Genomic DNA, 22,951 nt, shown 5'->3' with positions numbered 1-22,951 from the left:
ACCTCCCGCAAAAAAATGCAATCCACATTAATTTGCAGTTTGGATTGTGATGCAAATAACATTTTCGTATGGGTGGGGTTGGATAGGTGCGGCCTGATGCCCTCACCCTGACCCTCTCCCACAGGGAGAGGGGAAACAGAACACCTTCTCCCAGAGGGGAGAAGGTGTGCCGATCACCGGCGACGGTAGTTCTTCTGCGCCGTATTCACCTTATACAGATAGCGACGGGATTCCGCAGACGGGTGACGAGTGGTGAGGGTAGAGTAGACATCCCCCGGCGCCATGCTGTTGATGATGTTCGCGGCCTGCACTTTGTCATTCGAGAAGACGCGCAGCACGCTGCCCGCGCCGCCGTTATAGGCGGTGATCACCGCATAGCGGCGCGACGTTGGGTTATCAATTCCGCCCAGGTACACATTGTTCAGCATCGCCAGGTAGGCCGTGCCGGTATCAATGTTGCTCTGCGGATCGAACAGATAGCTGCGGCTCGGCGTGCCGGATTTCCCCTGCGCGCGGAAGACGTCTTTACCGGCGCTGTGCTGCACAACCTGCATCAGCCCCAGGGCGTCGGAACGGCTCACCGCGTACGGGTTGAACGAGGATTCGGTCTGCATAATCGCCAGGATCAGCGACTCATCCACGCCGTACTTGCGCGAGGCCTGACGCACCATCCCAATGTACTTATGCGCACGCTTGTCGAGGTGGTTCGGGACGAGGTTGATGGTGACGCTGTAGATAATCTTCAGGCCGTTAGAGCGGCTTTTCAGGCGCGTCTGCAGCAGGTAGTCGGCAAATTTCGTGGCGCGACCTTCCCAGCGGATCGGCTGGCCGGTCTGATCGACAACCTGGCCGTACAGGAACGGCTCTTTCGAGATAGTGATATCGTCGGCATCGGAGTAGAGATCGATAGAACCCGGATCGTCACCCATCAGCAGGGTTTTGACGATCGCCTGACGCAGTCGTGCCGCAGGGTCGGTGCCTGCGATGGTCTCAATCGTGATCGTACCCTCATCAAAGTTGATGTGGCTACGGGTCTGATAGGCGTCGGTGTACTTAACGTAGTCCTTAGGTCCGGCAATAAGAACTTCGTTAAATCCCCATATGTTCTCGATGTTGTGGGCAAACTGCCCCATCAAAATGTCAAAACCGTTGGTGTCCTTGATCCAGGCTTCGTTGTAATCTTCGCCTTTTTTTGACGAACACGAGACAAGCAACGGCGCAACAAGGGCTAGCGCTAAAAGTTTTTTCATCATTCCGGGAGTGCGTGTTGTGTTTGCTTTAACGGCGGGGTTCCCCCCGCACGCTGTTATTTTTCCGGTGGCGTATAGCCTTCGATGTGCACGTCTTTACCTTCGAACAGGAAGCTCACCATCTCCTGCTCCAGCAGCTTGCGGTGTTCCGGGTTCATCATGCTGAGTTTTTTCTCGTTGATCAGCATGGTCTGCTTTTTCTGCCACTGTCCCCAGGCTTCTTTGGAGATTTCATTGTAGATGCGTTTACCCAGGTCGCCCGGATAAAGCTGGAAATCCTGGCCTTCAGCGTCACGCTGCAGGAAAGTACAAAAAATCGTTCTGGCCATACTCATTCCTCTTTTTCTTGTCGATGCTAAACCATTGCACCGGCACGTAATTGCTGTAACAGGCGCTCCACGGGAGCCGCCAGTCCGACTGATGGCGGTTGCGCTAAGTTATACCAGAGAGCGGTGCCTTCATCCATGCACGAGGCAAATGACGACACGGGAAGCCACATGGGTACAATATCCAGGTGGAAATGGCTGAACGTATGGCGAAACGCGGTCAGCTGCGTCAGGTTATCGGCAGCAATCCCGCGCTGTTTAAGCCATTCACGCAGCAAATCTTCATCTTCAAACTGTGGGAAGCAGTATAGACCACCCCACAGACCGCTCGGTGGACGCTGGGCGAGGAAGACCTCGTCGCCGTGCTGCATCAGCAGCATATAGCCGGTGCGCTCCGGCAGCGTCTGTTTGGGTTTCTTACCCGGATATTGCGCCCATGAATGGTTGGCATACGCCACGCAGAGATTATTCACCGGGCAGAGTTCGCATTTCGGTTTTGAGCGCGTGCAGACCAACGCTCCGAGATCCATCATCGCCTGGTTGAAACGCTCGACGCCGTTGGCCGGGGTGACCGCTTCACTTATTTCCCAAAGGCGTTTTTCGACGTCCTTCTTCCCCGGCCAGCCGTCGACGGCATAGCAGCGTGCCAGCACGCGCTTCACGTTGCCGTCGAGGATCGGGAAATGCTTCCCTAAAGACAGGGAGAGAATGGCGCCTGCGGTTGAACGTCCGACGCCGGGGAGATCGGCCACCTCATCGAAGGTTTCCGGGAATGTCCCGTTATGGCGCGTGGCAACCTGCTGTGCGGCCTTGTGAAGATTACGCGCGCGGGCGTAATAGCCCAGGCCTGTCCACAGGTGCAGCACTTCGTCTAATGGCGCGTTTGCCAGATCGGCCACCGTCGGGAAGCGCGCCATAAAACGCTCGAAGTAAGGGATCACCGTGGCGACCTGCGTTTGTTGCAACATCACCTCGGAGAGCCATACTTTGTAAGGCGTTTTTTCAATTTGCCAGGGCAGGGTTTTACGCCCGTATTTGTCGTACCAGTCCAGCACCTGGGCTGAAAATTGAGAGGCTTGCATGGTCATCGATTCGCATAATCAGGGACGCAGATTGCAGCACAGCGTCAATCTGCTGTAAACCGGATCTTTCCCATGCTTGCATAGAAGCCTTAACTTTGGATAATGCCCGTTTCCCGAACATTCTCACAAGCAGACAACTCTTTTATGAAAAACGACGTCATTTCACCGGAATTTGATGAAAACGGTCGCCCGCTGCGCCGTATTCGCAGCTTTGTCCGCCGTCAGGGCCGCCTGACAAAAGGGCAGCAACATGCGCTGGACAACTACTGGCCGGTGATGGGCGTTGAGTTCAGCGAGCAGCCTCTGGACTTTACCGAACTGTTCGGCCGCGAAGCACCCGTCACGCTGGAGATCGGGTTTGGTATGGGCACCTCGCTGGTGGCCATGGCGAAAGCGCGACCGGAGCAGAACTTCCTCGGTATCGAAGTCCACTCCCCGGGCGTGGGTGCATGCCTGGCAACGGCCCATGAAGAGGGCGTTGAGAACCTGCGCGTGATGTGTCACGACGCGGTGGAAGTGCTGCATAAAATGATTCCTGACAATTCTTTAACCATGGTTCAGCTCTTTTTCCCTGACCCGTGGCACAAAGCACGTCATAATAAACGCCGTATCGTTCAGGCGCCGTTTGCCGAGCTGGTGAAAAGTAAGCTGAAGCTGGGCGGTGTCTTCCATATGGCGACCGACTGGGAACCGTATGCGGAACATATGCTGGAGGTGATGTCGTCGCTGGACGGGTATAAAAACCAGTCTGAGAGTAACGACTATGTACCGCGTCCGGAATCGCGTCCGGTAACGAAATTTGAACAGCGTGGCCATCGTCTTGGTCACGGTGTATGGGACTTAATGTTCGAGAGGGTGAAATAATGGCAAAGAATCGTAGCCGTCGTCTGCGTAAAAAGATGCACATCGAAGAATTCCAGGAAGTGGGCTTCTCCGTTGCGTGGCGTTTCCCGGAAGGCACCAGTGTAGAACAGATCGATCAGGACGTGGATGCGTTCATCAATGACGTGATTGAGCCAAACAAGCTGGCCTTCGACGGTAGCGGCTACCTGGCCTGGGAAGGTCTGATCTGCACCCAGGAAGTGGGTAAATGCACTGAAGAACATCAGGCCCTGGTACGTAAATGGCTTGAAGACCACAAGCTCGAAGATGTCCGCGTCAGCGAACTTTTCGACGTTTGGTGGGACTAATAAAGCAGTAAGGGGCCAGCATTAGCTGGCCCATTTTGTCTGAGGGAGTGTTTAAGATGCGCAAAACGTTGCTGGCTGTTGCTTTGATGGCAACCGGATTCACCGCCCATGCGGATTATCAATGTAGCGTCACCCCGCGTGATGACGTGGTGTTAAGCCCGCAAACCGTGCAGGTCAAAGGCGAGAACGGCAATCTGGTGATTACGCCGGATGGTAACGTGACGTTTAACGGCAAGCCGCAAAACCTGACTGCCGCGCAGCGCGAGCAGGCGAAGGATTACCAGGCTGAGCTGCGTACCGCACTGCCGTGGATTAACGACGGCGCGCTGACCCGCGTTGAGAAAAGCCGCGTCGCGCTGGATAAGATCATTACTAAAGAAGTGGGTGAGAGCAGCAACATGCGCACCCGCCTGACGAAGCTGGACAAGCAGCTTAAAGAGCAGATGAACCGCATTATCGAGACGCGCTCCGACGGCCTGACGTTCCACTACAAGGCGATCGATCAGGTCCGCGCTGACGGGCAGCAGCTGGTGAATCAGGCGATGGGCGGCATCCTGCAGGACAGCATCAACGAGATGGGCGCCAAAGCCGTGCTGAAGGGCGGCGGTAATCCGCTGCAGGGCGTGCTGGGCAGCCTGGGCGGCTTGCAGACCTCCATTCAGAACGAGTGGAAGAACCAGGAAGATGATTTCCAGCAGTTCGGCAAAGACGTGTGTAAACGCGTGGTGTCGCTGGAAGATAGCCGGAAGGCGCTGGTGGGGACGCTTAAGTAAGATCTCTGCGCGCTGGGCCCCTCACCCCGGCCCTCTCCCCATGGGAGAGTGTGTAATCGTTCCCTCTCCCTGTGGGAGAGGGTTAGGGTGAGGGCATCAGGCATTGCAGTCGTTGCAGAATAGCTATCAACACCTCCTCCTCATTAGCCCTGAATTCATGATTCCAGAACCGCAAAACTTCCCAGCCGTTTGCGTTTAAGAATGCTGTTCTTCGTAAGTCATACGCCTCTTCATTCTGATGCTGACCCCCGTCCAGCTCAACGATCAGCTTTGCCTTAAAGCAGGCGAAATCCACGATGTACGGACCAACAGGCTTCTGCCGACGAAACTTATACCCAAAGAAGCGACGACCCCTGAGCAAATACCAGAGGCGTAATTCTTCGGGCGTCATTTGTTTGCGGAGTTGTTTTGATTTTTCCATCCCCACACTCTGCCAGCCTTTCCCTCAGCCGGCAGAGCGGGATGCAAAATCCTGAATCAGCCTTCAGGATTATTCGGCGAGGAACAGCTCAAGAAGGGAATTTAAGAACAGCTTGCCGTGCTCGGTGATCTGCCAGTATTCCTCACATTCCGTGAGATACCCCTGCGCCAGCGCCTCGTCGATCTGCGGGCGAATCACCGACTCCGGCAGCCCGGTGTAACGCGCAAATTCCGCGCGCGGCGCGGCTTCCAGCAGACGGAAGCGGTTCATGAAGAACTCAAACGGTTTATCCGCCGCCTCAACGTCGTGCTGACGTTCCAGGTAGCGGCCTTCCATGTATCCGCGCGGATGGCGGGTTTTGGCGGTGCGCAGAATGCGCCCGTCCGGGAAGGTCACCTTGCCGTGCGCGCCGCAGCCAATTCCCAGATAGTCGCCAAAGCGCCAGTAGTTCAGGTTGTGCTGGCACTGATAGCCCGGCTTCGCATACGCGGACGTTTCATACTGCTGATAGCCCGCAGCGGTTAGCAGCCTGTGACCCTGCTCGAAGATATCCCACAGCGCGTCGTCGTCCGGCAGCACCGGCGGGCGCGAGCCAAACAGCGTATTTGGCTCGATGGTGAGCTGATACCACGACAGGTGCGGTGGGTTCAGTTCGATCGCCTGGCGCAGGTCGTCCAGCGCCTCTTCCAGCGACTGATCCGGCAGGCCGTGCATCAAATCCAGGTTAAAGCTGCGAAGATTAAGCCCGGTCGCCAGGTTGGCAGCGCGCTTCGCCTCTTCCGGGCCGTGAATGCGCCCCAGACGTTTCAGCTTCGGTTCGCTAAAGCTCTGCACACCGATGGAGATGCGGTTCACCCCCGCGCGCTGATAGTCGACAAAACGGTCGGCCTCAACGGTGCCGGGGTTGGCTTCCATCGTAATTTCAGCATCTGCCGCCAGGTTCAGGCGCGCACGCACGCCGTCCAGCAGCGTCTGCATTGCCGGGCCGGACAGCAGGCTCGGCGTACCGCCACCAATGAAAATGGTCTTAACTTCACGTCCCTGTGCGTAAGCGACATCGGCGTCCAGGTCGGCCAGCAGATGCGCAACGTAGTCATCGTGCGGCACTTCGCCCTTCAGCGCGTGCGAGTTGAAATCGCAGTACGGGCATTTCTGCACGCACCACGGGATGTGAATATACAGACTCAGAGGTGGCAAATTAGCCATTACGCAGTGCTTCCAGTAACAGTTTCAGCGCGCGTCCACGGTGGGAAATCGCGCTTTTCTCTTCGCGGGTCAGTTCCGCAGCGGTTTTGCCCTCGGTCGGGACAAAGAAAATCGGGTCGTAGCCAAAGCCGCCGTTGCCAGCCGCTTCATGAGTAATCACGCCCGGCCAGCTGCCGTGGCAGACAATCGGCGTCGGGTCTTCCGCGTGACGTATATAGACCAGCACGCAGTGGAACTGTGCGGTGCGCTGTTCGTCCGGTACGTCTTTCAGGGCGACAAGCAGCTTTTCCAGATTCTGCTGGTCGGTGGCGTCAACGCCGGAATAGCGCGCAGAGTAAATCCCCGGTGCACCGCCTAGGAAGTCCACGGCCAGGCCGGAGTCGTCGGCAATCGCGGGCAGGCCGGTAATTTGCGCGGCGTGACGTGCTTTCAGGATCGCGTTTTCGATAAACGTCAGCCCCGTCTCTTCGGCGGACTCCACGCCAAGAGCGGTCTGGGCGACCACGTCCAGCCCAAAATCATTTAATAGCGAGGCCAGCTCGCGCACTTTACCGGCGTTGCCGGTCGCGAGAACAACTTTCTGCATGGTTTAGTCCTGTTCTTTCAGAGCCGCGACTTCCGTCGGGATAGATTGCGGATTAAGGATTTTTACCTGTTTATGTCGCCCAAGTTCACCTTTTTCAATGATGACCTGGCTTTTGGCGACGCGAAACTGTTTTGCCAGATATTTGGTCAGATGCGCGTTCGCCTGGCCGTCAACCGGTGGGGCGGTGATGGCGACCTTTAACTCGTCGCCATGCAGCCCGACAATACCGTCACGGCTGGCTTTCGGCTGAATATACAGCCGCAAAACCAGCCCGTCAGCGCAGGTGCTTACGGCACTCATAGCGCCATCCACAGCCCCGGCAGCAGCATATCGCCCGTGGACTGTAACAGCTCAGCGATCCCCATATTAACCACGTAAAGCAGCAGAACCAGGATCATCGGCGAGAAATCAATACCGCCCATCGAAGGCAGCAGGCTGCGAATCGGGCGCAGCAGCGGTTCGGCCAGTTGGATCAGCGCATACTCCACCGGGCTACGCCCCTGGCTCACCCAGCTCATGATGGCCATGACCAGCAGCACCCAGAAAATCAGCAGGCCGATGGTTTTGATTAAAATCAGGACCGCAGCAATCCAGATAATCGGCTGGAAGGTGATGACCATAAACAGCACGATCGCTTTGATAACGCTCAGAATAAACGCCACCAGCAGAGACGAACTGTCGATGGGACCCATCGCCGGGATAATGCGGCGCAGCGGTCCGACAACAGGTTGCGTGATTTTCACGACAAACTGCGAGAACGGATTGTAAAAATCACAGCGGGCCCACTGCATCCAGACGCGCAGCAAAAGCGCCATCGTATACAGCTCAAGCACTGTTGAGAGCAGGAAAGTCAACGTCTTCATGGCGTTCCTCAGGTTTCCTTATTATTTTGAGTAGTCGCGCGCACCGAAAATTGCCGTGCCGATGCGCACCATAGTGCTGCCTGCCGCGATGGCGGCTTCCATATCATCCGACATGCCCAGTGAAAGCGTGTCTACCGTGTTATAGCGCGCTTTAAGCGCCTCAAATGCTACAGCCATTTGCTGTGCCACGGCAAACTGCCTTTCATAACTTGACTCAGGCGCAGGAATGGCCATCAGCCCGCGCAGGGTCAAGCGCGGCAGTTCGGCCACCTCGGTGGCCAGCGCCTCCAGCTCGCTCAGCGCAATGCCGGACTTGCTGTTTTCGTCGCTGATGTTGACCTGAATAAGCACGTTGAGTGCCGGCATTTCTGCCGGACGCTGGTCATTCAGACGGGTAGCGATACGCAGGCGGTCGATGGTGTGGCACCAGTCGAAGTGCTCTGCCACCAGACGGCTTTTGTTCGACTGCAGGGGGCCAATAAAGTGCCACTGCAGATCCGTATTTCCCTGTTCCTGGAAGTAGCGAATTTTATCCACGCCTTCCTGCACGTAGTTTTCACCAAACGCCCGCTGGCCTGCATCAATAGCTTCTGCGATGGCGCTCGCAGGCTTGGTTTTGCTGACTGCAAGCAGCGTAATTTCTTCTGAAGCACGGCCGCAACGCGCTGCGGCGGCTGAGATTTTGTCCCGGACCTGTGCCAGGTTATGCGCAATGTCGTTCATTTTCCGAGGAGTAGTCTATGGATGTGGAAGAAATTGTGGCCCTTAGTGTAAAGCATAACGTCTCCGATCTACACCTGTGCAGTGATTCGCCACCGCGCTGGCGCAGATTAGGCCGGCTTGAACCCGCTCCCTTTCAGCCTCCCGACGTTGGGGCGTTATTAAAAGCGTGGCTTAACGATGAGCAGCAGGGGATATGGTGGGCAAAGGGGCAGGTGGATTTTGCCGCGACGGTAACGGGAGGCCCGCGCCTGCGCGGCAGTGCCTTTAAGCAGATGAGAGGTGTTTCTGTGACGCTGCGGCTGTTGCCGCGTAGCTGCCCGCAGCTCGCTTCGCTGGGCGCGCCGCGGGTAATCCCGGAACTGTTATCCAATGACGCCGGGCTGATTCTGGTCACGGGGGCGACCGGCAGCGGCAAATCCACTACGCTGGCGGCGATGGTCGATTTTCTCAACCACCATGCTGACGGCCATATCCTCACGCTTGAAGATCCGGTGGAGTTTATCTACCAGAGCGAGCGTTGCCTGATCCAGCAGCGGGAGATAGGCCAGCACAGCCCGTCATTTGCTGAAGCGCTGCGCAGCGCCTTACGCCAGGATCCGGACGTTATTCTGCTGGGGGAGCTGCGCGACAGCGAAACGATCCGCCTGGCGCTGACGGCGGCGGAAACCGGACATCTGGTGCTGGCGACGCTGCATACGCGCGGGGCATCGCAGGCGATTGAACGGCTGGTCGATACGTTCCCGGCGCAGGAGAAAGATCCGGTGCGTAGCCAGCTGGCCGGCAGCCTGCGGGCGGTGCTGGCGCAGAGGCTGCTTCCCGATCTGCAGGGCGGGCGCGTCGCGTTGTATGAACTGCTGGTGAACACAGCGGCGGCGGCGAATCTGATTCGTGAAGGGAAAACGTGGCAACTGCCCGGCATCATTCAAACCGGTCAGCAGGCAGGAATGCAGAACTTTGACCAGAGCCTGGCGGAGAGACGGGCGCAGGGGCGGCTGTAAGCCCCTGTGTTTAAAAGCCCTGGTCGAAATAGCTTTCGAGGATGATTACTGCTGAAGCGGAGTCCACGCTGCCTTTGTTGAGCGCCCGGAAGCCGCCGTGCTCAAACAGGCCCGCGCGCGCTTCGACGGTGCTAAGACGCTCGTCGTGAAGCTTCACGGAGACGCCAAAGCGGCCATGGATTTTATTGGCGAACTTACGCGCCCGGGCGGTAAGCGGCTGTTCTGTACCGTCCATGTTCAGCGGGAGCCCAACAATCACGTCATCCGGCTGCCACTCTTTGAGCAGACGCTCGATAAGATTCCAGTCTGGCGTGCCGTCGTTGGCCTTCAGGGCCGTAAGCGGACGCGCGGTACCGGTGATGCGCTGACCCACGGCGACGCCAATGCTTTTAGTACCAAAATCGAAGGCCAGAAGCGTTCCGCTCATCAGGCGTGCCCCGCTACGCCAGGCATGGTCAGGATATCAATGCCAATCAGCTTTGCCGCGTCACGCCAGCGATCGGCGATCGGGGTTTTAAACAGGATATTCATGTCCGCAGGCGCGGTAAGCCAGGCGTTATCGAGGATCTCTTGCTCAAGCTGGCCTTTCTCCCACGACGAATAGCCCAGCGCCACCAGCACTTCAGAAGGCTGCTCAGCGGTGCCCAGCGTTTCAAGCACGTCGCGCGAGGTCGTGATGACGGTGTTATCCGAAATTCGAATACTGGAAGAGAATACCGGCGGCGTATGCAGGATAAAGCCGCGATCTTCTGCAAGAGGTCCACCCAGCATCACGGGTTTATCAAGCCGGATTTCCGGCAGTCGCGCTTCAGCCGGTATTTTCAGCTTGTCCAGAATTCCTTCAACCTGAAGATTTTCCAGTGGTTTATTGATGATAATACCCATCGCGCCGTCTTCATTGTATTCACAAATATAAACCACGGCGCGGCGAAAAATCGGGTCCTGGAGAGCAGGCATGGCAATAAGAAAGTGATGCTGTAAATTCATTGTCAGAGGTACTGTTTCCTGGTTTAAAAAGCGACAGCGCCCAGTATGGGGACAAACACAGGCGCTGTCACTAATAGTATTGTTAGGTTATTTCTGTAAACGTTTTTCGATAGCGTCCATCAGCATTCCGGTGATCGAAATCGGGAATTCCGCTTCAATTTCACGAATGCAGGTCGGGCTGGTGACGTTCACTTCGGTGAGACGATCGCCGATGATATCCAGGCCAACGAAGATCAGGCCTTTGGCTTTCAGCGTCGGACCAATACGGCGGGCAATTTCCCAGTCGCTTTCGGTCAGCGGGCGCGGCTCACCGCGGCCACCGGCTGCCAGGTTCCCACGAGTTTCGCCACCCTGCGGGATACGCGCCAGGCAGTAAGGAACCGGTTCGCCATCCACAACCAGAACGCGCTTATCGCCGTCTTTGATCGCCGGAATATAGTTTTGCGCCATGCAGTAGCGCGTACCCAGTTCGGTCAGCGTTTCGGCAATCACGCCAATGTTCGGGTCGCCTTCTTTCACGCGGAAAATCGACGCGCCGCCCATGCCGTCCAGCGGCTTCATGATGATATCGCCGTGCTTCTGCCAGAATTCTTTCAACTGGGCTTTGCTGCGGGTCACCAGGGTTTCCGGCGTCAGGTCAGAGAACCAGGCGGTGTAGAGCTTCTCGTTGCAGTCGCGCAGGCTCTGCGGCTTGTTGACGATCAGCGTGCCTTTCTCTTCTGCACGCTCAAGGATGTAGGTGCTGTAGATGTATTCGGTGTCGAACGGCGGATCTTTACGCATCAGGATGACGTTGAGATCGGCCAGGGCAATATCCTGCTCGGTGCCGAACTCGTACCATTTGTCGTAGTTCTGCTCGACGTTAACGATGCGGGTGCGCGCGCGGGCTTCACCGTTGATCAGGTAAAGATCGTTCATCTCCATATAGTGGAGTTCATAGCCGCGACGCTGCGCTTCCAGCAGCATGGCGAAGCTGGAATCTTTCTTGATGTTAATGTTTGCGATGGGGTCCATCACGATGCCGAGCTTGATCATGTTCTTCTCCGTTAATGCTTCAACCCAGATCGCCAAACCGTACCTGTAGCGCGGTAATGGCCGTGAGTGCCGTTGTCTCAGTGCGCAGAACGCGAGGTCCCAACAGAATATCAGTAAACTGGTAACGTGCCGTCATCGCAATTTCATCCGCCGACAGGCCGCCTTCGGGGCCAATCAGCAGGCGTACGCGCTCAACGGGCAGAGGTAGCGTATTGATGCTGGCGCTGGCGCGCGGATGAAGATTGAGCTTCAGCCCGCTCTCCTCTTCTGCACACCAGTCCTCCAGATCCATCGCCGGGCGGATCTCCGGAATACGGTTGCGGCCACTCTGTTCGCAAGCCGCAATGGCAATTTTCTGCCACTGCTGGATCTTTTTGTTCAGACGTTCCGCATCCAGTTTAACGCCACAGCGTTCAGAAAAAAGTGGCGTAATGAGGCTTACACCCAGTTCAATGGATTTCTGAATGGTGAACTCCATTTTCTCGCCGCGCGACATCACCTGGCCCAGATGGATGTGCAGCGGTGATTCCCGGTCATCCACTTCGCCACGCAGGACGTTAACGTGTACGCTTTTTTTATCAGACCGCGTGATTTCCGCGTCGAAAACCTGGTTCGAGCCGTCGAACAGCTGTATTGCCTGACCTGCGCCCATGCGCAGCACGCGGCCAACGTGGTTGGCGGCGTCATCAGACAGGGCGATTTCGCGGCCTGCGGTAATCAGTTCAGGATGGTAAATGCGGGGAATGCGCATAGTCAGAAATTCCATGTGTCATGCGATATAAGCGAATTGCCGTAGTGTAGGTTAGCTCTTTTGCGCCTGGCAAGCCCGCTGGACGTAAGGGTTGTGATTCCCCTGGACTCTGGCGATGCGTTCGTCGCGCTGGCATTCCCACTCCGTCACCGGGTACTGCTTGTCCCAGGCGTTGAACAGCTGCGTCTGCTGGCGGGAGAGGTTGAGGTCGTAACGGTCACGCATATAGAAGTAGGTGCGGGCAATGCTGCCGCGCGCGCGGGCAGGGGGCTCGGCGACTTTCTCTTTAAAATCAACCTTCATACCGCACTGGCCGTACTGGCCTTCGCCACCGTTCCACTGGCTGTACATGAAATTACCCCGGTCTCCGTTCACTTCACCGACGGCAGGCTGCAGGTTATGCATATCGCTTTCCATCTGGCGATAAACCGGATCTTTGGCGCAGTTTTTACGTCCGCCATCCTGCCAGCACTGGCGCTGGTGGCCAAACTGCCAGGCCGGAACGACATGTTCCCATTCAATGCGGCTGGCGCGGTTTTCGTTTTTACGCACCTTATAGCCGCAGGACTCAAGGTCAACGACCCCTTTTTTACCCTGCCAGTTAATTTTACAGCCGCAGTAGAAATCGCCCGGCACATCGGCGTTTACCTTCACGCCTGCTGCCTTGGCCTGGGAAAAACTGTTGATACCGTCGGCCAGAGCATGGCCTGAGAGCGCCGTCGTCAGAAAGGCGACCGCGAGAGAAAAATTACGGGACATCTTACACTCCGTGTCAAAACGAGCCCGCAACGTAACGAATGTTGTTCCCGTATGCAATCAGTCAGATCAGGAAAGTTCCTGAAAGTTCAGATGATTATTCCGCAACCAGCGGCTCGCCGCATTTGACGCAGCGGTAGGTCGCCTCGCCGCGCACCACGCGATTATGGCGGCGGACGGTAAGCTGGTGCTGCTGACACTGGCAGCGGTAGGGGAAGGTATTGCGGCGCACCGATTCCAGCTCGAACTGATGGGTACGGCGTGCCGGAACGCCGAGCACCGCTTCCATCATCCACTTCCACTCCTTGCCGTGGGGCGCGACGCGTCCGAAGTGTTTCCACACCAGCAGATGCGCCAGCTCGTGCGGAACCACTTCCTCGATAAACGCCTGCTGGTTTTCCATCATCAGCACCGGGTTAAGGCGGATCTCATAGGGCTCGAGCCAGGCAGTACCCGCTGCGGTTCCGCGCTGCTGATATACGATCTTAGGTTCAGGGTAATTACGGCCGAGCTTCAGGTTCGCCTGGGCGAGTTTTTCCCGCAGGCTGCGCATAACGGCTTGCTGAACGGCAATGGGGAGACGGGGTGCTTTCATAGGGGCAGAGCATAAAGCGCGAAGCGGGGAGGCGCAAGAGGCGCCTCCCGCATGAGGATCAGTCGTGGGCGCCGATTTCGCGCAGCGGACGACCTTTCATCAGGTTACGTTCAATATGTTCCAGAGAAACGTGTTTGGTTTCTGGAACCAGCCAGATAGTCAGCACAATAAAGAAGATGTTCAGACCAGCGTAGACCCAGAAGGTGTTCGCGTTGCCCAGGGTATTGAGCATGGTCAGGAACGTTGCGCCGACGATCATGTTGGCAATCCAGTTGGTTGCGGTAGAGCAGGTGATACCAAAATCACGCCCTTTCAGCGGCTGGATCTCAGAGCACAGCACCCAAATCAGCGGGCCGGCGCTCATCGCAAACCCGACGATAAACATCAGCAGCATGCCGACCGCAAAGTACTGGGCGGTTGGTGAGTGAATGCCCACATGCATCATGGTACCGAGGACACCCATACCGGCCGCCATCACCAGGAAGCCCAGCGTCAGAGTTGGCTTACGTCCCCAGCGGTCCACCAGGCCGATGGCGATAAAGGTCGCCAGCACGTTGGTCAGACCCACGATGACGGTCCCCCACATCTGCTCGGTGGTGTTGGTATAGCCCGCCAGCTCAAAGATTTTTGGCGCGTAATACATGATGACGTTCATCCCGGTGAACTGCTGCATCACCTGAAGCAGCACGCCTAGGAACACCGCGCGGCGGAAGTTGCTGTTCTCTTTAAACAGCGCCCAGCCGGACTGTTTGACCTTCAGGCTTTCGCGGATCTCTTCCAGCTCGTTTTTCGCTTCGGCGCTGGTGTCGCGCAGGCGCATCAGTACGCGTTCGGCATCGTGGAATCGACGTTTGGCGGCAAACCAGCGCGGGCTGTCCGGCAGGAAGAAGACGCCAATCAGCAGCAGAATGGCCGGGATGATGATCACGCCGAGCATCCAGCGCCATGCGCCGCTGTAGCTAAACGCGGTATCGGAAAGGTACGCGCCCAAAATACCGATGGTGATCATGAGCTGATACATCGAAATCATACTGCCGCGGATTTTCTCCGGCGCGATTTCAGACAGGTAAAGCGGGGCGGTATAGGACGCCACGCCCACGGCCAGACCGAGCAGCACGCGGGAAACCAGCAGAACCTCAACGTTGGGCGCTGCGGCAGAGAAGAGTGAACCGGCAACGAACAGGATCGCGCCGATCATCAGGCTCTTTTTACGCCCGAGCTTGAAGGAGAGCCAGCCGCTGCCGACGGCACCCACTGCGGCGCCAAACATCATGGAGCTGACCACCCACTCCTGGGTGTGAGCGCTGATCTGGAACTCGTCAGTGATGAAAGGTAATGCACCGGCAATCACGCCGATATCCAGGCCAAAAAGTAATCCTGCCAGGGCGGCGAGGAAACAGACGAAGAATGTCATCGCCTTGTTGGACGTACGCCCCTGTTTTTTATTGTCAGGCATTATGCCCTCCAGTTGGGTTATCAGTTTTATTGATGTAAAGGGTAGGTGAGTGACCCGTAAAAATATGTGAGATTAATCACATAGGTGTAATCGGTTACACTAGCGTGCAACCGTAAAAATAATTAAAGCTTTGAAAATATAGAGGTAAACGAGGTGATATGCATCGCGAAAGAACACATTTCAGACTTAACTGAAAGGCGATGTAACAGCAGAAGAAAGGCGATCATGCAAAGAGAATATTCTGAAAGCGAGGCGCATCCGGTGCGGTGTAATCGGTACCATATGTGCACCTTTGCGGCGCCACCTACAAAAAAGGCCAGCCCGAAGGCTGGCCTTTTATCACGCAGATGTCAGTCGATTACTTCAGACCGGCAGCTTCACGCAGCAGGGCGGCTTTGTCGGTTTTTTCCCATGGGAAATGTTCACGACCAAAGTGACCGTATGCCGCGGTTTCTTTGTAGATTGGGTGCAGCAGATCCAGCATCTGAATCAGGCCGTATGGACGCAGGTCGAAGAACTCGCGCACCAGCAGCGTCAGCTGTTCTGAAGGCACTTTCTCGGTACCGAAGGTTTCAACCATGATGGAGGTTGGCTCAGCTACGCCGATCGCGTAGGAAACCTGGATCTCACAGCGGTCAGCCAGGCCGGCTGCAACGATGTTTTTCGCCACATAACGTGCCGCGTACGCCGCAGAACGGTCAACTTTAGACGGATCTTTACCAGAGAACGCACCGCCACCGTGACGCGCCATGCCGCCGTAGGTATCAACGATGATTTTACGACCGGTCAGACCGCAGTCACCCATTGGGCCGCCGATAACGAAGCGTCCGGTTGGGTTGATGAAGAATTTGGTCGCAGAGCTCAGCCATTCGGTCGGCAGAACCGGCTTGATGATCTCTTCCATCACTGCTTCCTGCAGGGATTTCTGATCGATATCTTCGGAGTGCTGGGTAGACAGAACCACCGCGTCAATACCGACGATTTTGCCATCGTCATACTGGAAGGTGACCTGGCTTTTCGCATCCGGGCGCAGCCACGGCAGGGTGCCGTTTTTACGCACTTCAGCCTGACGCTGCACCAGACGGTGTGCGTAGGTGACCGGTGCTGGCATCAGCACGTCGGTTTCGTTGGTTGCATAGCCAAACATCAGGCCCTGGTCGCCCGCGCCCTGTTCCAGCGGATCGGCACGGTCAACGCCCTGGTTGATGTCTGGAGACTGTTTGCCAATCGCGCTCAGAACCGCGCAGGAGTTGGCATCAAAGCCCATATCAGAATGCACATAGCCGATCTCACGCACCGTGTTACGGGTGATCTCTTCGATATCAACCCATGCGCTGGTGGTGATCTCACCGCCAACCAGAACCATGCCGGTTTTGACATAGGTTTCGCACGCTACGCGCGCTTTAGGATCCTGCGCCAGGATCGCATCCAGCACCGCATCGGAGATTTGGTCAGCAATTTTATCAGGATGTCCTTCTGATACGGACTCGGACGTAAACAGGTGTTTTGCCATGTTTTATTTCACCTAAGAGGAATTTGGTTAGCTCAAGCTGCTGTGCGGAATAGCCAAAGGAGATAATTCTACCAAGGCCTGCAGGTTTTTGACACTGGCAGTATGAGTGTTAATCAGTATAGATGGATTAACATCTGGACGGCTATTTTAGGTCACTTCTTCGCCCGATTTCCAGTTTTTTTTGACTAACCTCTCACTCAGTTGAAATTGCTGCTGGCAATAATTCCTGACGGCCCCGGCAACACGCACATTTATCTTTTGCTTTTTACCCCTGTTCTCGGTATAAAACGCGGCGCGCGGCTCATATAAAATAAGCGCTCGATGAACTCATCGTGTCGCCACTTCCAGCCGGGTTAAGCAGTGAACTTTTAGCTTTGGCTTGTGGTCCGTTTCAGCAGAGGCGGCCGTGGAGGTGATACGAGATAATGAACCATCGTTTTCCGCACATTCAGCGCAGCCGTTCTGGCGCGTATTTGATTCCCGCAACCCGCATTTCTAGTCTGCAAACCTGCCGATGTTATACCCATCTCGGCGCTTCTCAGGATTCCAGGGCCGGTCACGCTTTGTGAAAACTGAACAAGGGCGCTCTTGTTAATACAAGAGTTTTCTCGTGGTTTCGCCGAACCTTGTCATACAGAGTTCGGATACGTGTTTTACAATGATATGAATAAGAAACCGGTCGCACGGTCTGGTTTTCAGCATACTCTGCTGGGAAACGGAGCCGTTTATGGGTTGTTATCGCCGTATAACGCTGCGATAGTAGTCAACTGTTTTACACTTATTACAAAGAGTTGAGGTTCGCTATGTCTGACGACATGTCTTCTTTTTCGCCTTCGTCAGCGGGCGAACAGGGTGTACTACGTTCTATGCAGGAGGTTGCGATGAGCTCCGAGGAAGCCAGCAAGATGCTGCGCACTTACAATATTGCCTGGTGGGGCAATAACTACTACGACGTCAACGAACTGGGCCACATCAGCGTCTGCCCGGATCCGGACGTCCCTGAAGCGCGCGTGGATCTCGCGAAACTGGTGAAAGCCCGTGAGGCTCAGGGCCAGCGTTTGCCTGCACTGTTCTGCTTCCCGCAGATCCTGCAACATCGCCTGCGTTCTATTAACGCCGCGTTCAAGCGCGCGCGTGAGTCCTACGGCTATAAAGGCGACTATTTCCTGGTTTACCCGATCAAGGTGAACCAGCACCGCCGCGTGATTGAATCCCTGATCCACTCCGGCGAGCCGCTGGGCCTGGAAGCAGGCTCCAAAGCGGAGCTGATGGCAGTTCTGGCGCATGCGGGCATGACCCGTTCAGTGATCGTCTGTAACGGCTATAAAGACCGTGAATACATTCGTCTGGCGCTGATTGGCGAAAAGATGGGCCACAAGGTCTATCTGGTTATCGAAAAGATGACCGAAATCGCCATCGTGCTGGAAGAGGCCGAACGTCTGAACGTGGTGCCACGCCTTGGCGTGCGTGCGCGTCTGGCGTCACAAGGTTCCGGTAAATGGCAGTCCTCAGGCGGCGAGAAATCCAAGTTCGGCCTGGCGGCAAACCAGGTGCTGCAGCTGGTGGAAATCCTGCGCGAGCGCGGTCGTCTGGACAGCATTCAGCTGCTGCACTTCCACCTCGGCTCGCAGATGGCCAATATTCGCGACATCGCCACCGGCGTGCGTGAATCCGCGCGTTTCTACGTTGAGCTGCACAAGCTTGGCGTAAATATTCAGTGCTTCGACGTGGGCGGCGGCTTGGGCGTGGACTACGAAGGGACCCGCTCGCAGTCTGACTGTTCCGTGAACTACGGCCTGAACGAATACGCGAACAACATCATCTGGGCAATCGGTGATGCCTGTGAAGAGAACGGCTTGCCGCATCCGACGGTGATCACCGAATCCGGTCGCGCGGTGACCGCGCACCATACGGTGCTGGTCTCTAACATCATCGGCGTTGAGCGTAGCGAAATCAGCGAAGCGACGCCTCCGGCAGACGATGCTCCGCGTTCCCTGCAAAGCATGTGGGAAACCTGGCAGGAAATGCACGAGCCGGGCACGCGTCGTTCCCTGCGCGAATGGCTGCACGACAGCCAGATGGATCTGCATGACATTCACGTGGGTTATTCTTCAGGCACCTTCAGCCTGCAGGAGCGCGCGTGGGCGGAGCAACTCTATCTGAACATGTGCCATGAAGTGCAGAAACAGCTCGACCCGAGCAACCGCGCGCACCGTCCGATTATCGACGAGCTGCAGGAACGTATGGCGGACAAGATTTACGTCAACTTCTCGCTTTTCCAGTCGATGCCGGATGCCTGGGGTATCGACCAGCTGTTCCCGGTTCTGCCGCTGGAAGGGCTGAACCACGCGCCGGAACGCCGTGCGGTGCTGCTGGACATCACCTGTGACTCCGACGGTGCCATCGACCACTACGTTGACGGAGACGGTATCGCAACGACGATGCCAATGCCGGAATACGACCCGGAGAACCCACCGATGCTGGGCTTCTTTATGGTCGGCGCGTATCAGGAGATCCTCGGCAACATGCACAACCTGTTCGGTGATACCGAAGCGGTGGACGTGTTCGTGTTCCCTGACGGCAACGTGGAAATTGAGCTGTCCGATGAAGGGGACACCGTGGCGGACATGCTGGAATACGTTCAGCTGGATCCGAAAAAACTGCTCACTCAGTTCCGCGACCAGGTGAAAAACACCGGTCTGGACGATGCGCTCCAGCAGCAGTTCCTGGAAGAGTTTGAAGCGGGCCTGTACGGGTACACCTACCTGGAAGACGAGTAGGAAAACGCTCTCTCCCACAGGGAGAGGGCGGGGTGAGGGCATCAGACCGCACAATGCCCTATACTCACTTGAACCCGTATGCATTACCGGCGATAATTCGCCCCAATAAGCGATTTACGAATCAATCCCTTCCTCGTCGGGTTTAACGACGCGGAGGGGATTTTTTTTCATCTGTTTTTAATGTATCGACTTTAAAAGAGGTCAGGACATGAGCACTTTAGGTCATCAGTACGATAACTCTCTGGTATCTAACGCGTTTGGTTTTTTACGCCTTCCGATGAACTTCCAGCCGTACGACAGCGACGCTGACTGGGTGATCACCGGCGTGCCGTTCGATATGGCAACATCTGGCCGCGCGGGTGGTCGTCACGGCCCGGCAGCGATTCGTCAGGTTTCCACTAACCTTGCCTGGGAGCATAACCGCTTCCCGTGGAACTTCGACATGCGCGAGCGCCTGAACGTGGTGGACTGCGGTGACCTGGTGTACGCCTTCGGCGACGCGCGTGAGATGAGCGAAAAGCTGCAGGCGCACGCCGAGAAGCTGCTGGCTGCCGGTAAGCGCATGCTCTCCTTCGGCGGCGACCACTTCGTGACCCTGCCGCTGCTGCGCGCCCATGCGAAGCACTTCGGTAAAATGGCGCTGGTGCACTTCGATGCACATACCGACACCTACGCGAACGGCTGCGAGTTTGACCACGGCACCATGTTCTTCACCGCGCCGAACGAAGGTCTGATCGATCCGAACCACTCCGTGCAGATCGGCATCCGCACCGAGTTCGACAAAGACAACGGTTTCACCGTGCTGGATGCGGGCCAGGTTAACGATCGCGGCGTGGACGACATCATCGCGCAGGTGAAGCAGATCGTGGGTGATATGCCCGTGTATCTGACCTTCGACATCGACTGTCTGGATCCGGCATTTGCACCGGGCACCGGTACGCCGGTCATCGGCGGTTTGACCTCAGATCGTGCCATCAAGCTGGTGCGCGGCCTGAAGGATCTGAACATTGTCGGGATGGACGTGGTGGAAGTGGCGCCTGCGTATGACCAGTCCGAGATCACCGCGCTGGCCGCAGCGACTCTGGCGCTGGAAATGCTCTACATTCAGGCAGCCAAAAAAGGCGAATAAGCCTCACCTTGCGTGAAAAAAAAACCTCTCTATTGAGAGGTTTTTTATTGCCTTCAGAACACGTTAAACGGGTATTCCACATAAGCCCGGATCTCGTCCCCGCCCACGTTGTACTCGCTGGCGTTGCCGGAGACGCGCAGTACGGAGTAGCGCAGTTTAAGCTTCAGATCCTTCGCCGGACCATCCTGCACCTGGTACTGGATCTGGTTAAACCACTCGTGCTCTTTGCCGTTGCTGGTTTCAGAGGTTTTAATATTATCCCCACGTACGTAGGCAGTGGTCCAGCTCAGGCCCGGTAAGCCAAGACCGCCAAAGTCCAGACCGTAGGATGCCTGCCAGGAACGTTCGTCTTCGCCGTTAAAATCAGACCAGTAGGAGTTCGCCAGCCAGATGGTGTTTCCGCCGTCACCCACGCCGCCCTTGTCGCGATAGCCGCCGTAGTTGTAGCCGGTGCTGCCGCTGCTCTGCTGGTACGCCACTTTGAACGTGTGAATGTCCCAGATGTAGCTCGCCGCCAGGCTCCAGATGGTGTTGCTGCGGCCCGTGTCGAGGCTGTCCGCGTAACCCTGATCCAGACGGGAGTTATAGCCGTTGAAGTCGAGCACCAGCTGCTGCCCGGTGCTGAACGGCTGTTTGAAGTTCATGCCCAGGTACTGCTTGTTCATCACCTCTTCATTATGAGAGGCGTACAGCGCGCCGCTGAACTGGTCGTTAAACTGATAGCTCGCACCGCCGAAGGAGAGGCTCTTCAGCCCGCTGTCGTGGCGGTCATCGCTTTTACGCTGCTCGTCGGTGAAGTAACCGGCGTTGATTTCCAGACCGTCGATCTCTTTCGAGGTCAGCATGGTGCCGGTGTAGCTTTCAAACAGCAGGCGGGAGCTGTCGGCATTGATGACAGGCAGCTCTGGACGCTGATTTCCGTAGCTCAGCACGGTGTTTGATATACGCATTTTGGCGGTGGCACCAAACTTTGCCAGATCGGATTTTGCCCGGCCATCCTCTTCCTGTTTAAAGAAGTCGATGCCACCTGCGCCGCTTTTGCCACGGCCGCCGTCCAGGCGCACGCCGTATTGAGCAATACCGTCCACGCCAAAGCCCACCAGCCCTTCGGTATAGCCGGATGCAAACGTGGCGATGATCCCCTGACCCCACTCGGCTTTGTCCTGCTGGCCCTGATGGTAGTCGCGGCTGATATACGCATTGCGTAAAAACAGATCCAGATGGCTGTCGTCAATAAAACCCTGGCTGTCGGATTGCTGGCTTGCAGCGGCAGGTAATGCAGCAAATAAACTTAAAGCAATTAATGATAATTCTTTTTTCACGGAGGGAACGTCTCTGTCTGGATATAGTAATTTGAATAACTGCGGGGGTGATAATTACCGGAAAAAGTGACCTTTGCAATAATTATGTGACCAGACATTTCAAGGTGATAAGGCAGATTTGGCGGGGCTTTCAGGGGTGTTGTCGATACGTGCTGTTAAGTTAACAATTCATGCGAAATAAAAAGGAGGCAAATCTGCCTCCTTCCAAAATTATTTAATTCCGTCTGCGGCCATACGATCGCGAATATGCTGTGCGCGTTCTTCTGAGGCCGGGTGATCGTCAAACATGGAGCTTTGGCGTCCGGCTTCCAGCTTGGCCAGTTTTTCGAAGCTGGTGGCTAAGCCTGATGGATTAATGCCGCGTTTGCGCAACAGATCGTAGGAGTAGTCATCCGCCTCGGACTCCTGACGCTGTGAGAACTGAGAGTTAACCAGCTTTTCACCCACGTCCCCAAGCTGTGACTGCGACAGGCTGCCAACGATACCGCCCGCAGAGGCCGCTGCTGCGCGGATGGCATTGGTGCCCAGGGCAACCTGCATCCCTTTCTTCACGTGGCCCAGGGCAACGTGGCCCATTTCATGGCCGATGACCGCTTCCACTTCGTTGTCGGTCATCATGTCCATCAGCCCGCTGTAGACACGGATACAGCCGTTCGCCATCGCGAAGGCGTTCACGTCTTTCGCCATGTACACCTTGTAGTTCACCGGCTGGCCGTTGATGTTGTCGCCCAGCGCGGAAGCAATCTTATTCAGACGCTGCGTGTAGGTACTGTTAGCCGGCGCAAGCGTGGCTTTTCCGTCCATATCTTTACAGGCCTGGTCGCTCAGCGCTTTCACCTGCGCATCGCTCAGGGAATAGGCCTGAAAGGCCTCTGCGCCTGACGTCATCAGACCGTTAGAATCCATATTCTGACAGCCGCTCAGCAGGAGCGTTGTACCCAGGGCCAGCACTATTGCACGCATTTTCATGAGGTTGCTTCCGTACTCGTTAAACTGAATAAAATCCGAAAAGGGCACCGTCAGCGAAGCCGGTGTCGGGCTAAGTATAAGGAATATCTACAGGGCCGGGCGAGCAGATTGCGCAACATGCGAGCATGATCCAGAGATTTCTTAACAAGCAAAAGAATGCTCCATGTACATGACTTGCGGCTTGGGTTACATTGTTGGCACTTTTTTCCGGCGTAGCCCAAAACGCGCTGTCGTCAAGGG

The 22,951-nt window shown here is 56.2% G+C and carries 26 protein-coding genes; 7 read left to right on the top strand and 19 right to left on the bottom strand.

All coding sequences use genetic code 11. The features are described from left to right. Window positions 1–173: 173 nt before the first annotated feature. The 3 genes from mltC to mutY are packed head-to-tail and all read right to left on the bottom strand — an operon-like array spanning window position 174 to window position 2,664. Window positions 174–1,250 carry a membrane-bound lytic murein transglycosylase MltC gene (mltC, locus tag HB664_RS22125; RefSeq protein WP_033146615.1) on the bottom strand — a complete coding sequence of 359 codons (1,077 nt, stop codon included), beginning with the start codon at window positions 1,248–1,250 and terminating at the stop codon, window positions 174–176. A 56-nt stretch (window positions 1,251–1,306) separates the two neighbouring features. Further along, entirely contained in the window at window positions 1,307–1,579 is a 273-nt protein-coding gene (locus HB664_RS22120; protein WP_023309138.1) for an oxidative damage protection protein, read from the bottom strand. Between the two features lie 26 nt (window positions 1,580–1,605). Continuing rightward, complete coding sequence (gene mutY, locus HB664_RS22115; protein ID WP_048977245.1) at window positions 1,606–2,664, bottom strand: A/G-specific adenine glycosylase; 1,059 nt, start codon at window positions 2,662–2,664, stop codon at window positions 1,606–1,608. Window positions 2,665–2,802: 138 nt separating this feature from the next. On the opposite strand from mutY, the gene trmB reads away from it, so the two are divergent. Genes trmB through HB664_RS22100 form a run of 3 tightly spaced genes read left to right on the top strand, consistent with a single transcriptional unit; the run spans window position 2,803 to window position 4,621 of the window. Beyond that, entirely contained in the window at window positions 2,803–3,522 is a 720-nt protein-coding gene (trmB, locus tag HB664_RS22110) for a tRNA (guanosine(46)-N7)-methyltransferase TrmB (protein ID WP_033146613.1), read from the top strand. After that, a complete protein-coding gene (locus HB664_RS22105; protein ID WP_014885198.1) occupies window positions 3,522–3,848 on the top strand; it encodes a YggL family protein in 327 nt (108 codons plus the stop codon). The genes trmB and HB664_RS22105 overlap by 1 nt, the downstream gene beginning before the upstream one ends. A gap of 56 nt (window positions 3,849–3,904) precedes the next feature. Beyond that, complete coding sequence (locus HB664_RS22100) at window positions 3,905–4,621, top strand: DUF2884 domain-containing protein (RefSeq protein WP_058841913.1); 717 nt, start codon at window positions 3,905–3,907, stop codon at window positions 4,619–4,621. Between the two features lie 82 nt (window positions 4,622–4,703). On the opposite strand, the gene HB664_RS22095 is transcribed toward HB664_RS22100, so the two are convergent. From HB664_RS22095 to HB664_RS22070, 6 genes are all read right to left on the bottom strand, one after another. After that, window positions 4,704–5,042, bottom strand: a complete 339-nt coding sequence (locus HB664_RS22095) for an endonuclease domain-containing protein (protein ID WP_219940219.1) — start codon at window positions 5,040–5,042, stop codon at window positions 4,704–4,706. A gap of 69 nt (window positions 5,043–5,111) precedes the next feature. Beyond that, on the bottom strand, window positions 5,112–6,248 hold the full coding sequence (hemW, locus tag HB664_RS22090) for a radical SAM family heme chaperone HemW (protein ID WP_219940218.1): 1,137 nt from the start codon (window positions 6,246–6,248) through the stop codon (window positions 5,112–5,114). After that, complete coding sequence (locus HB664_RS22085; RefSeq protein WP_219940217.1) at window positions 6,241–6,834, bottom strand: XTP/dITP diphosphatase; 594 nt, start codon at window positions 6,832–6,834, stop codon at window positions 6,241–6,243. The genes hemW and HB664_RS22085 overlap by 8 nt, the downstream gene beginning before the upstream one ends. A 3-nt stretch (window positions 6,835–6,837) precedes the next feature. Beyond that, entirely contained in the window at window positions 6,838–7,134 is a 297-nt protein-coding gene (gene yggU / locus HB664_RS22080; RefSeq protein ID WP_023309131.1) for a DUF167 family protein YggU, read from the bottom strand. Beyond that, window positions 7,131–7,697, bottom strand: a complete 567-nt coding sequence (locus tag HB664_RS22075; protein WP_033146608.1) for a YggT family protein — start codon at window positions 7,695–7,697, stop codon at window positions 7,131–7,133. Before HB664_RS22075 ends, yggU begins: the two co-directional genes overlap by 4 nt. A gap of 21 nt (window positions 7,698–7,718) precedes the next feature. After that, window positions 7,719–8,420, bottom strand: a complete 702-nt coding sequence (locus HB664_RS22070) for a YggS family pyridoxal phosphate-dependent enzyme (RefSeq protein WP_058841911.1) — start codon at window positions 8,418–8,420, stop codon at window positions 7,719–7,721. 17 nt (window positions 8,421–8,437) lie between these two features. Between HB664_RS22070 and HB664_RS22065 the strand changes: the two genes are divergently transcribed. Next, window positions 8,438–9,418: a type IV pilus twitching motility protein PilT gene (locus tag HB664_RS22065; protein WP_219940216.1), complete on the top strand. Its 981-nt coding sequence runs from the start codon at window positions 8,438–8,440 to the stop codon at window positions 9,416–9,418. Window positions 9,419–9,428: 10 nt separating this feature from the next. On the opposite strand, the gene ruvX is transcribed toward HB664_RS22065, so the two are convergent. The 8 genes from ruvX to metK all read right to left on the bottom strand — a co-directional run bounded on the left by ruvX (window position 9,429) and on the right by metK (window position 16,511). Continuing rightward, on the bottom strand, window positions 9,429–9,845 hold the full coding sequence (gene ruvX, locus HB664_RS22060; RefSeq protein ID WP_029739223.1) for a Holliday junction resolvase RuvX: 417 nt from the start codon (window positions 9,843–9,845) through the stop codon (window positions 9,429–9,431). Continuing rightward, window positions 9,845–10,405 (bottom strand): YqgE/AlgH family protein, encoded by a 561-nt coding sequence (locus tag HB664_RS22055; protein WP_008499752.1) that lies wholly within the window; start codon window positions 10,403–10,405, stop codon window positions 9,845–9,847. Before HB664_RS22055 ends, ruvX begins: the two co-directional genes overlap by 1 nt. A gap of 87 nt (window positions 10,406–10,492) precedes the next feature. Beyond that, the gene (gene gshB, locus HB664_RS22050; RefSeq protein WP_219940215.1) at window positions 10,493–11,440 is read right to left on the bottom strand and encodes a glutathione synthase; all 948 of its coding nucleotides are present in this window, start codon (window positions 11,438–11,440) and stop codon (window positions 10,493–10,495) included. A 19-nt stretch (window positions 11,441–11,459) separates the two neighbouring features. Then, complete coding sequence (gene rsmE / locus HB664_RS22045) at window positions 11,460–12,191, bottom strand: 16S rRNA (uracil(1498)-N(3))-methyltransferase (protein WP_023309126.1); 732 nt, start codon at window positions 12,189–12,191, stop codon at window positions 11,460–11,462. A 51-nt stretch (window positions 12,192–12,242) separates the two neighbouring features. Continuing rightward, window positions 12,243–12,950, bottom strand: a complete 708-nt coding sequence (gene endA / locus HB664_RS22040; protein WP_023333343.1) for a deoxyribonuclease I — start codon at window positions 12,948–12,950, stop codon at window positions 12,243–12,245. A 94-nt stretch (window positions 12,951–13,044) separates the two neighbouring features. Next, window positions 13,045–13,542, bottom strand: coding sequence for a SprT family zinc-dependent metalloprotease (locus HB664_RS22035; RefSeq protein WP_033146604.1), 498 nt, complete (start codon window positions 13,540–13,542; stop codon window positions 13,045–13,047). 58 nt (window positions 13,543–13,600) lie between these two features. After that, window positions 13,601–14,998, bottom strand: coding sequence for a galactose/proton symporter (gene galP / locus HB664_RS22030; RefSeq protein WP_023309123.1), 1,398 nt, complete (start codon window positions 14,996–14,998; stop codon window positions 13,601–13,603). Window positions 14,999–15,356: 358 nt separating this feature from the next. After that, window positions 15,357–16,511 (bottom strand): methionine adenosyltransferase, encoded by a 1,155-nt coding sequence (metK, locus tag HB664_RS22025; protein WP_010435443.1) that lies wholly within the window; start codon window positions 16,509–16,511, stop codon window positions 15,357–15,359. Between the two features lie 663 nt (window positions 16,512–17,174). Between metK and yqgB the strand changes: the two genes are divergently transcribed. From yqgB to speB, 3 genes are all read left to right on the top strand, one after another. Beyond that, window positions 17,175–17,306, top strand: coding sequence for an acid stress response protein YqgB (gene yqgB / locus HB664_RS22015; RefSeq protein WP_127341063.1), 132 nt, complete (start codon window positions 17,175–17,177; stop codon window positions 17,304–17,306). Window positions 17,307–17,314: 8 nt separating this feature from the next. Next, window positions 17,315–19,291 carry a biosynthetic arginine decarboxylase gene (gene speA / locus HB664_RS22010; RefSeq protein WP_023309121.1) on the top strand — a complete coding sequence of 659 codons (1,977 nt, stop codon included), beginning with the start codon at window positions 17,315–17,317 and terminating at the stop codon, window positions 19,289–19,291. Window positions 19,292–19,499: 208 nt separating this feature from the next. Then, window positions 19,500–20,420, top strand: coding sequence for an agmatinase (gene speB / locus HB664_RS22005; protein WP_014071686.1), 921 nt, complete (start codon window positions 19,500–19,502; stop codon window positions 20,418–20,420). A gap of 53 nt (window positions 20,421–20,473) precedes the next feature. On the opposite strand, the gene HB664_RS22000 is transcribed toward speB, so the two are convergent. After that, the gene (locus HB664_RS22000; RefSeq protein WP_094935385.1) at window positions 20,474–21,742 is read right to left on the bottom strand and encodes an OprD family outer membrane porin; all 1,269 of its coding nucleotides are present in this window, start codon (window positions 21,740–21,742) and stop codon (window positions 20,474–20,476) included. Between the two features lie 210 nt (window positions 21,743–21,952). Next, window positions 21,953–22,711: a M48 family metallopeptidase gene (locus HB664_RS21995; protein ID WP_021242066.1), complete on the bottom strand. Its 759-nt coding sequence runs from the start codon at window positions 22,709–22,711 to the stop codon at window positions 21,953–21,955. Window positions 22,712–22,951: the final 240 nt, after the last annotated feature.

The sequence above is a fragment of the Enterobacter sp. DNB-S2 genome, assembly GCF_019443845.1.
GTDB classification, from domain to species: Bacteria; Pseudomonadota; Gammaproteobacteria; order Enterobacterales; family Enterobacteriaceae; genus Enterobacter; species Enterobacter asburiae_B.
Note: the sequence above shows the minus strand (reverse complement) of the source record. Positions and strands in the feature narration are given on the sequence as shown.

Coding starts and splice junctions, on each gene's coding strand:
- mltC (WP_033146615.1), bottom strand. CDS start 1,250: ATGAAAAAACTTTTAGCGCTAGCCCTTGTTGCGCCGTTGCTTGTCTCG.
- HB664_RS22120 (WP_023309138.1), bottom strand. CDS start 1,579: ATGGCCAGAACGATTTTTTGTACTTTCCTGCAGCGTGACGCTGAAGGC.
- mutY (WP_048977245.1), bottom strand. CDS start 2,664: ATGACCATGCAAGCCTCTCAATTTTCAGCCCAGGTGCTGGACTGGTAC.
- trmB (WP_033146613.1), top strand. CDS start 2,803: ATGAAAAACGACGTCATTTCACCGGAATTTGATGAAAACGGTCGCCCG.
- HB664_RS22105 (WP_014885198.1), top strand. CDS start 3,522: ATGGCAAAGAATCGTAGCCGTCGTCTGCGTAAAAAGATGCACATCGAA.
- HB664_RS22100 (WP_058841913.1), top strand. CDS start 3,905: ATGCGCAAAACGTTGCTGGCTGTTGCTTTGATGGCAACCGGATTCACC.
- HB664_RS22095 (WP_219940219.1), bottom strand. CDS start 5,042: ATGGAAAAATCAAAACAACTCCGCAAACAAATGACGCCCGAAGAATTA.
- hemW (WP_219940218.1), bottom strand. CDS start 6,248: ATGGCTAATTTGCCACCTCTGAGTCTGTATATTCACATCCCGTGGTGC.
- HB664_RS22085 (WP_219940217.1), bottom strand. CDS start 6,834: ATGCAGAAAGTTGTTCTCGCGACCGGCAACGCCGGTAAAGTGCGCGAG.
- yggU (WP_023309131.1), bottom strand. CDS start 7,134: ATGAGTGCCGTAAGCACCTGCGCTGACGGGCTGGTTTTGCGGCTGTAT.
- HB664_RS22075 (WP_033146608.1), bottom strand. CDS start 7,697: ATGAAGACGTTGACTTTCCTGCTCTCAACAGTGCTTGAGCTGTATACG.
- HB664_RS22070 (WP_058841911.1), bottom strand. CDS start 8,420: ATGAACGACATTGCGCATAACCTGGCACAGGTCCGGGACAAAATCTCA.
- HB664_RS22065 (WP_219940216.1), top strand. CDS start 8,438: ATGGATGTGGAAGAAATTGTGGCCCTTAGTGTAAAGCATAACGTCTCC.
- ruvX (WP_029739223.1), bottom strand. CDS start 9,845: ATGAGCGGAACGCTTCTGGCCTTCGATTTTGGTACTAAAAGCATTGGC.
- HB664_RS22055 (WP_008499752.1), bottom strand. CDS start 10,405: ATGAATTTACAGCATCACTTTCTTATTGCCATGCCTGCTCTCCAGGAC.
- gshB (WP_219940215.1), bottom strand. CDS start 11,440: ATGATCAAGCTCGGCATCGTGATGGACCCCATCGCAAACATTAACATC.
- rsmE (WP_023309126.1), bottom strand. CDS start 12,191: ATGCGCATTCCCCGCATTTACCATCCTGAACTGATTACCGCAGGCCGC.
- endA (WP_023333343.1), bottom strand. CDS start 12,950: ATGTCCCGTAATTTTTCTCTCGCGGTCGCCTTTCTGACGACGGCGCTC.
- HB664_RS22035 (WP_033146604.1), bottom strand. CDS start 13,542: ATGAAAGCACCCCGTCTCCCCATTGCCGTTCAGCAAGCCGTTATGCGC.
- galP (WP_023309123.1), bottom strand. CDS start 14,998: ATGCCTGACAATAAAAAACAGGGGCGTACGTCCAACAAGGCGATGACA.
- metK (WP_010435443.1), bottom strand. CDS start 16,511: ATGGCAAAACACCTGTTTACGTCCGAGTCCGTATCAGAAGGACATCCT.
- yqgB (WP_127341063.1), top strand. CDS start 17,175: ATGAATAAGAAACCGGTCGCACGGTCTGGTTTTCAGCATACTCTGCTG.
- speA (WP_023309121.1), top strand. CDS start 17,315: ATGTCTGACGACATGTCTTCTTTTTCGCCTTCGTCAGCGGGCGAACAG.
- speB (WP_014071686.1), top strand. CDS start 19,500: ATGAGCACTTTAGGTCATCAGTACGATAACTCTCTGGTATCTAACGCG.
- HB664_RS21995 (WP_021242066.1), bottom strand. CDS start 22,711: ATGAAAATGCGTGCAATAGTGCTGGCCCTGGGTACAACGCTCCTGCTG.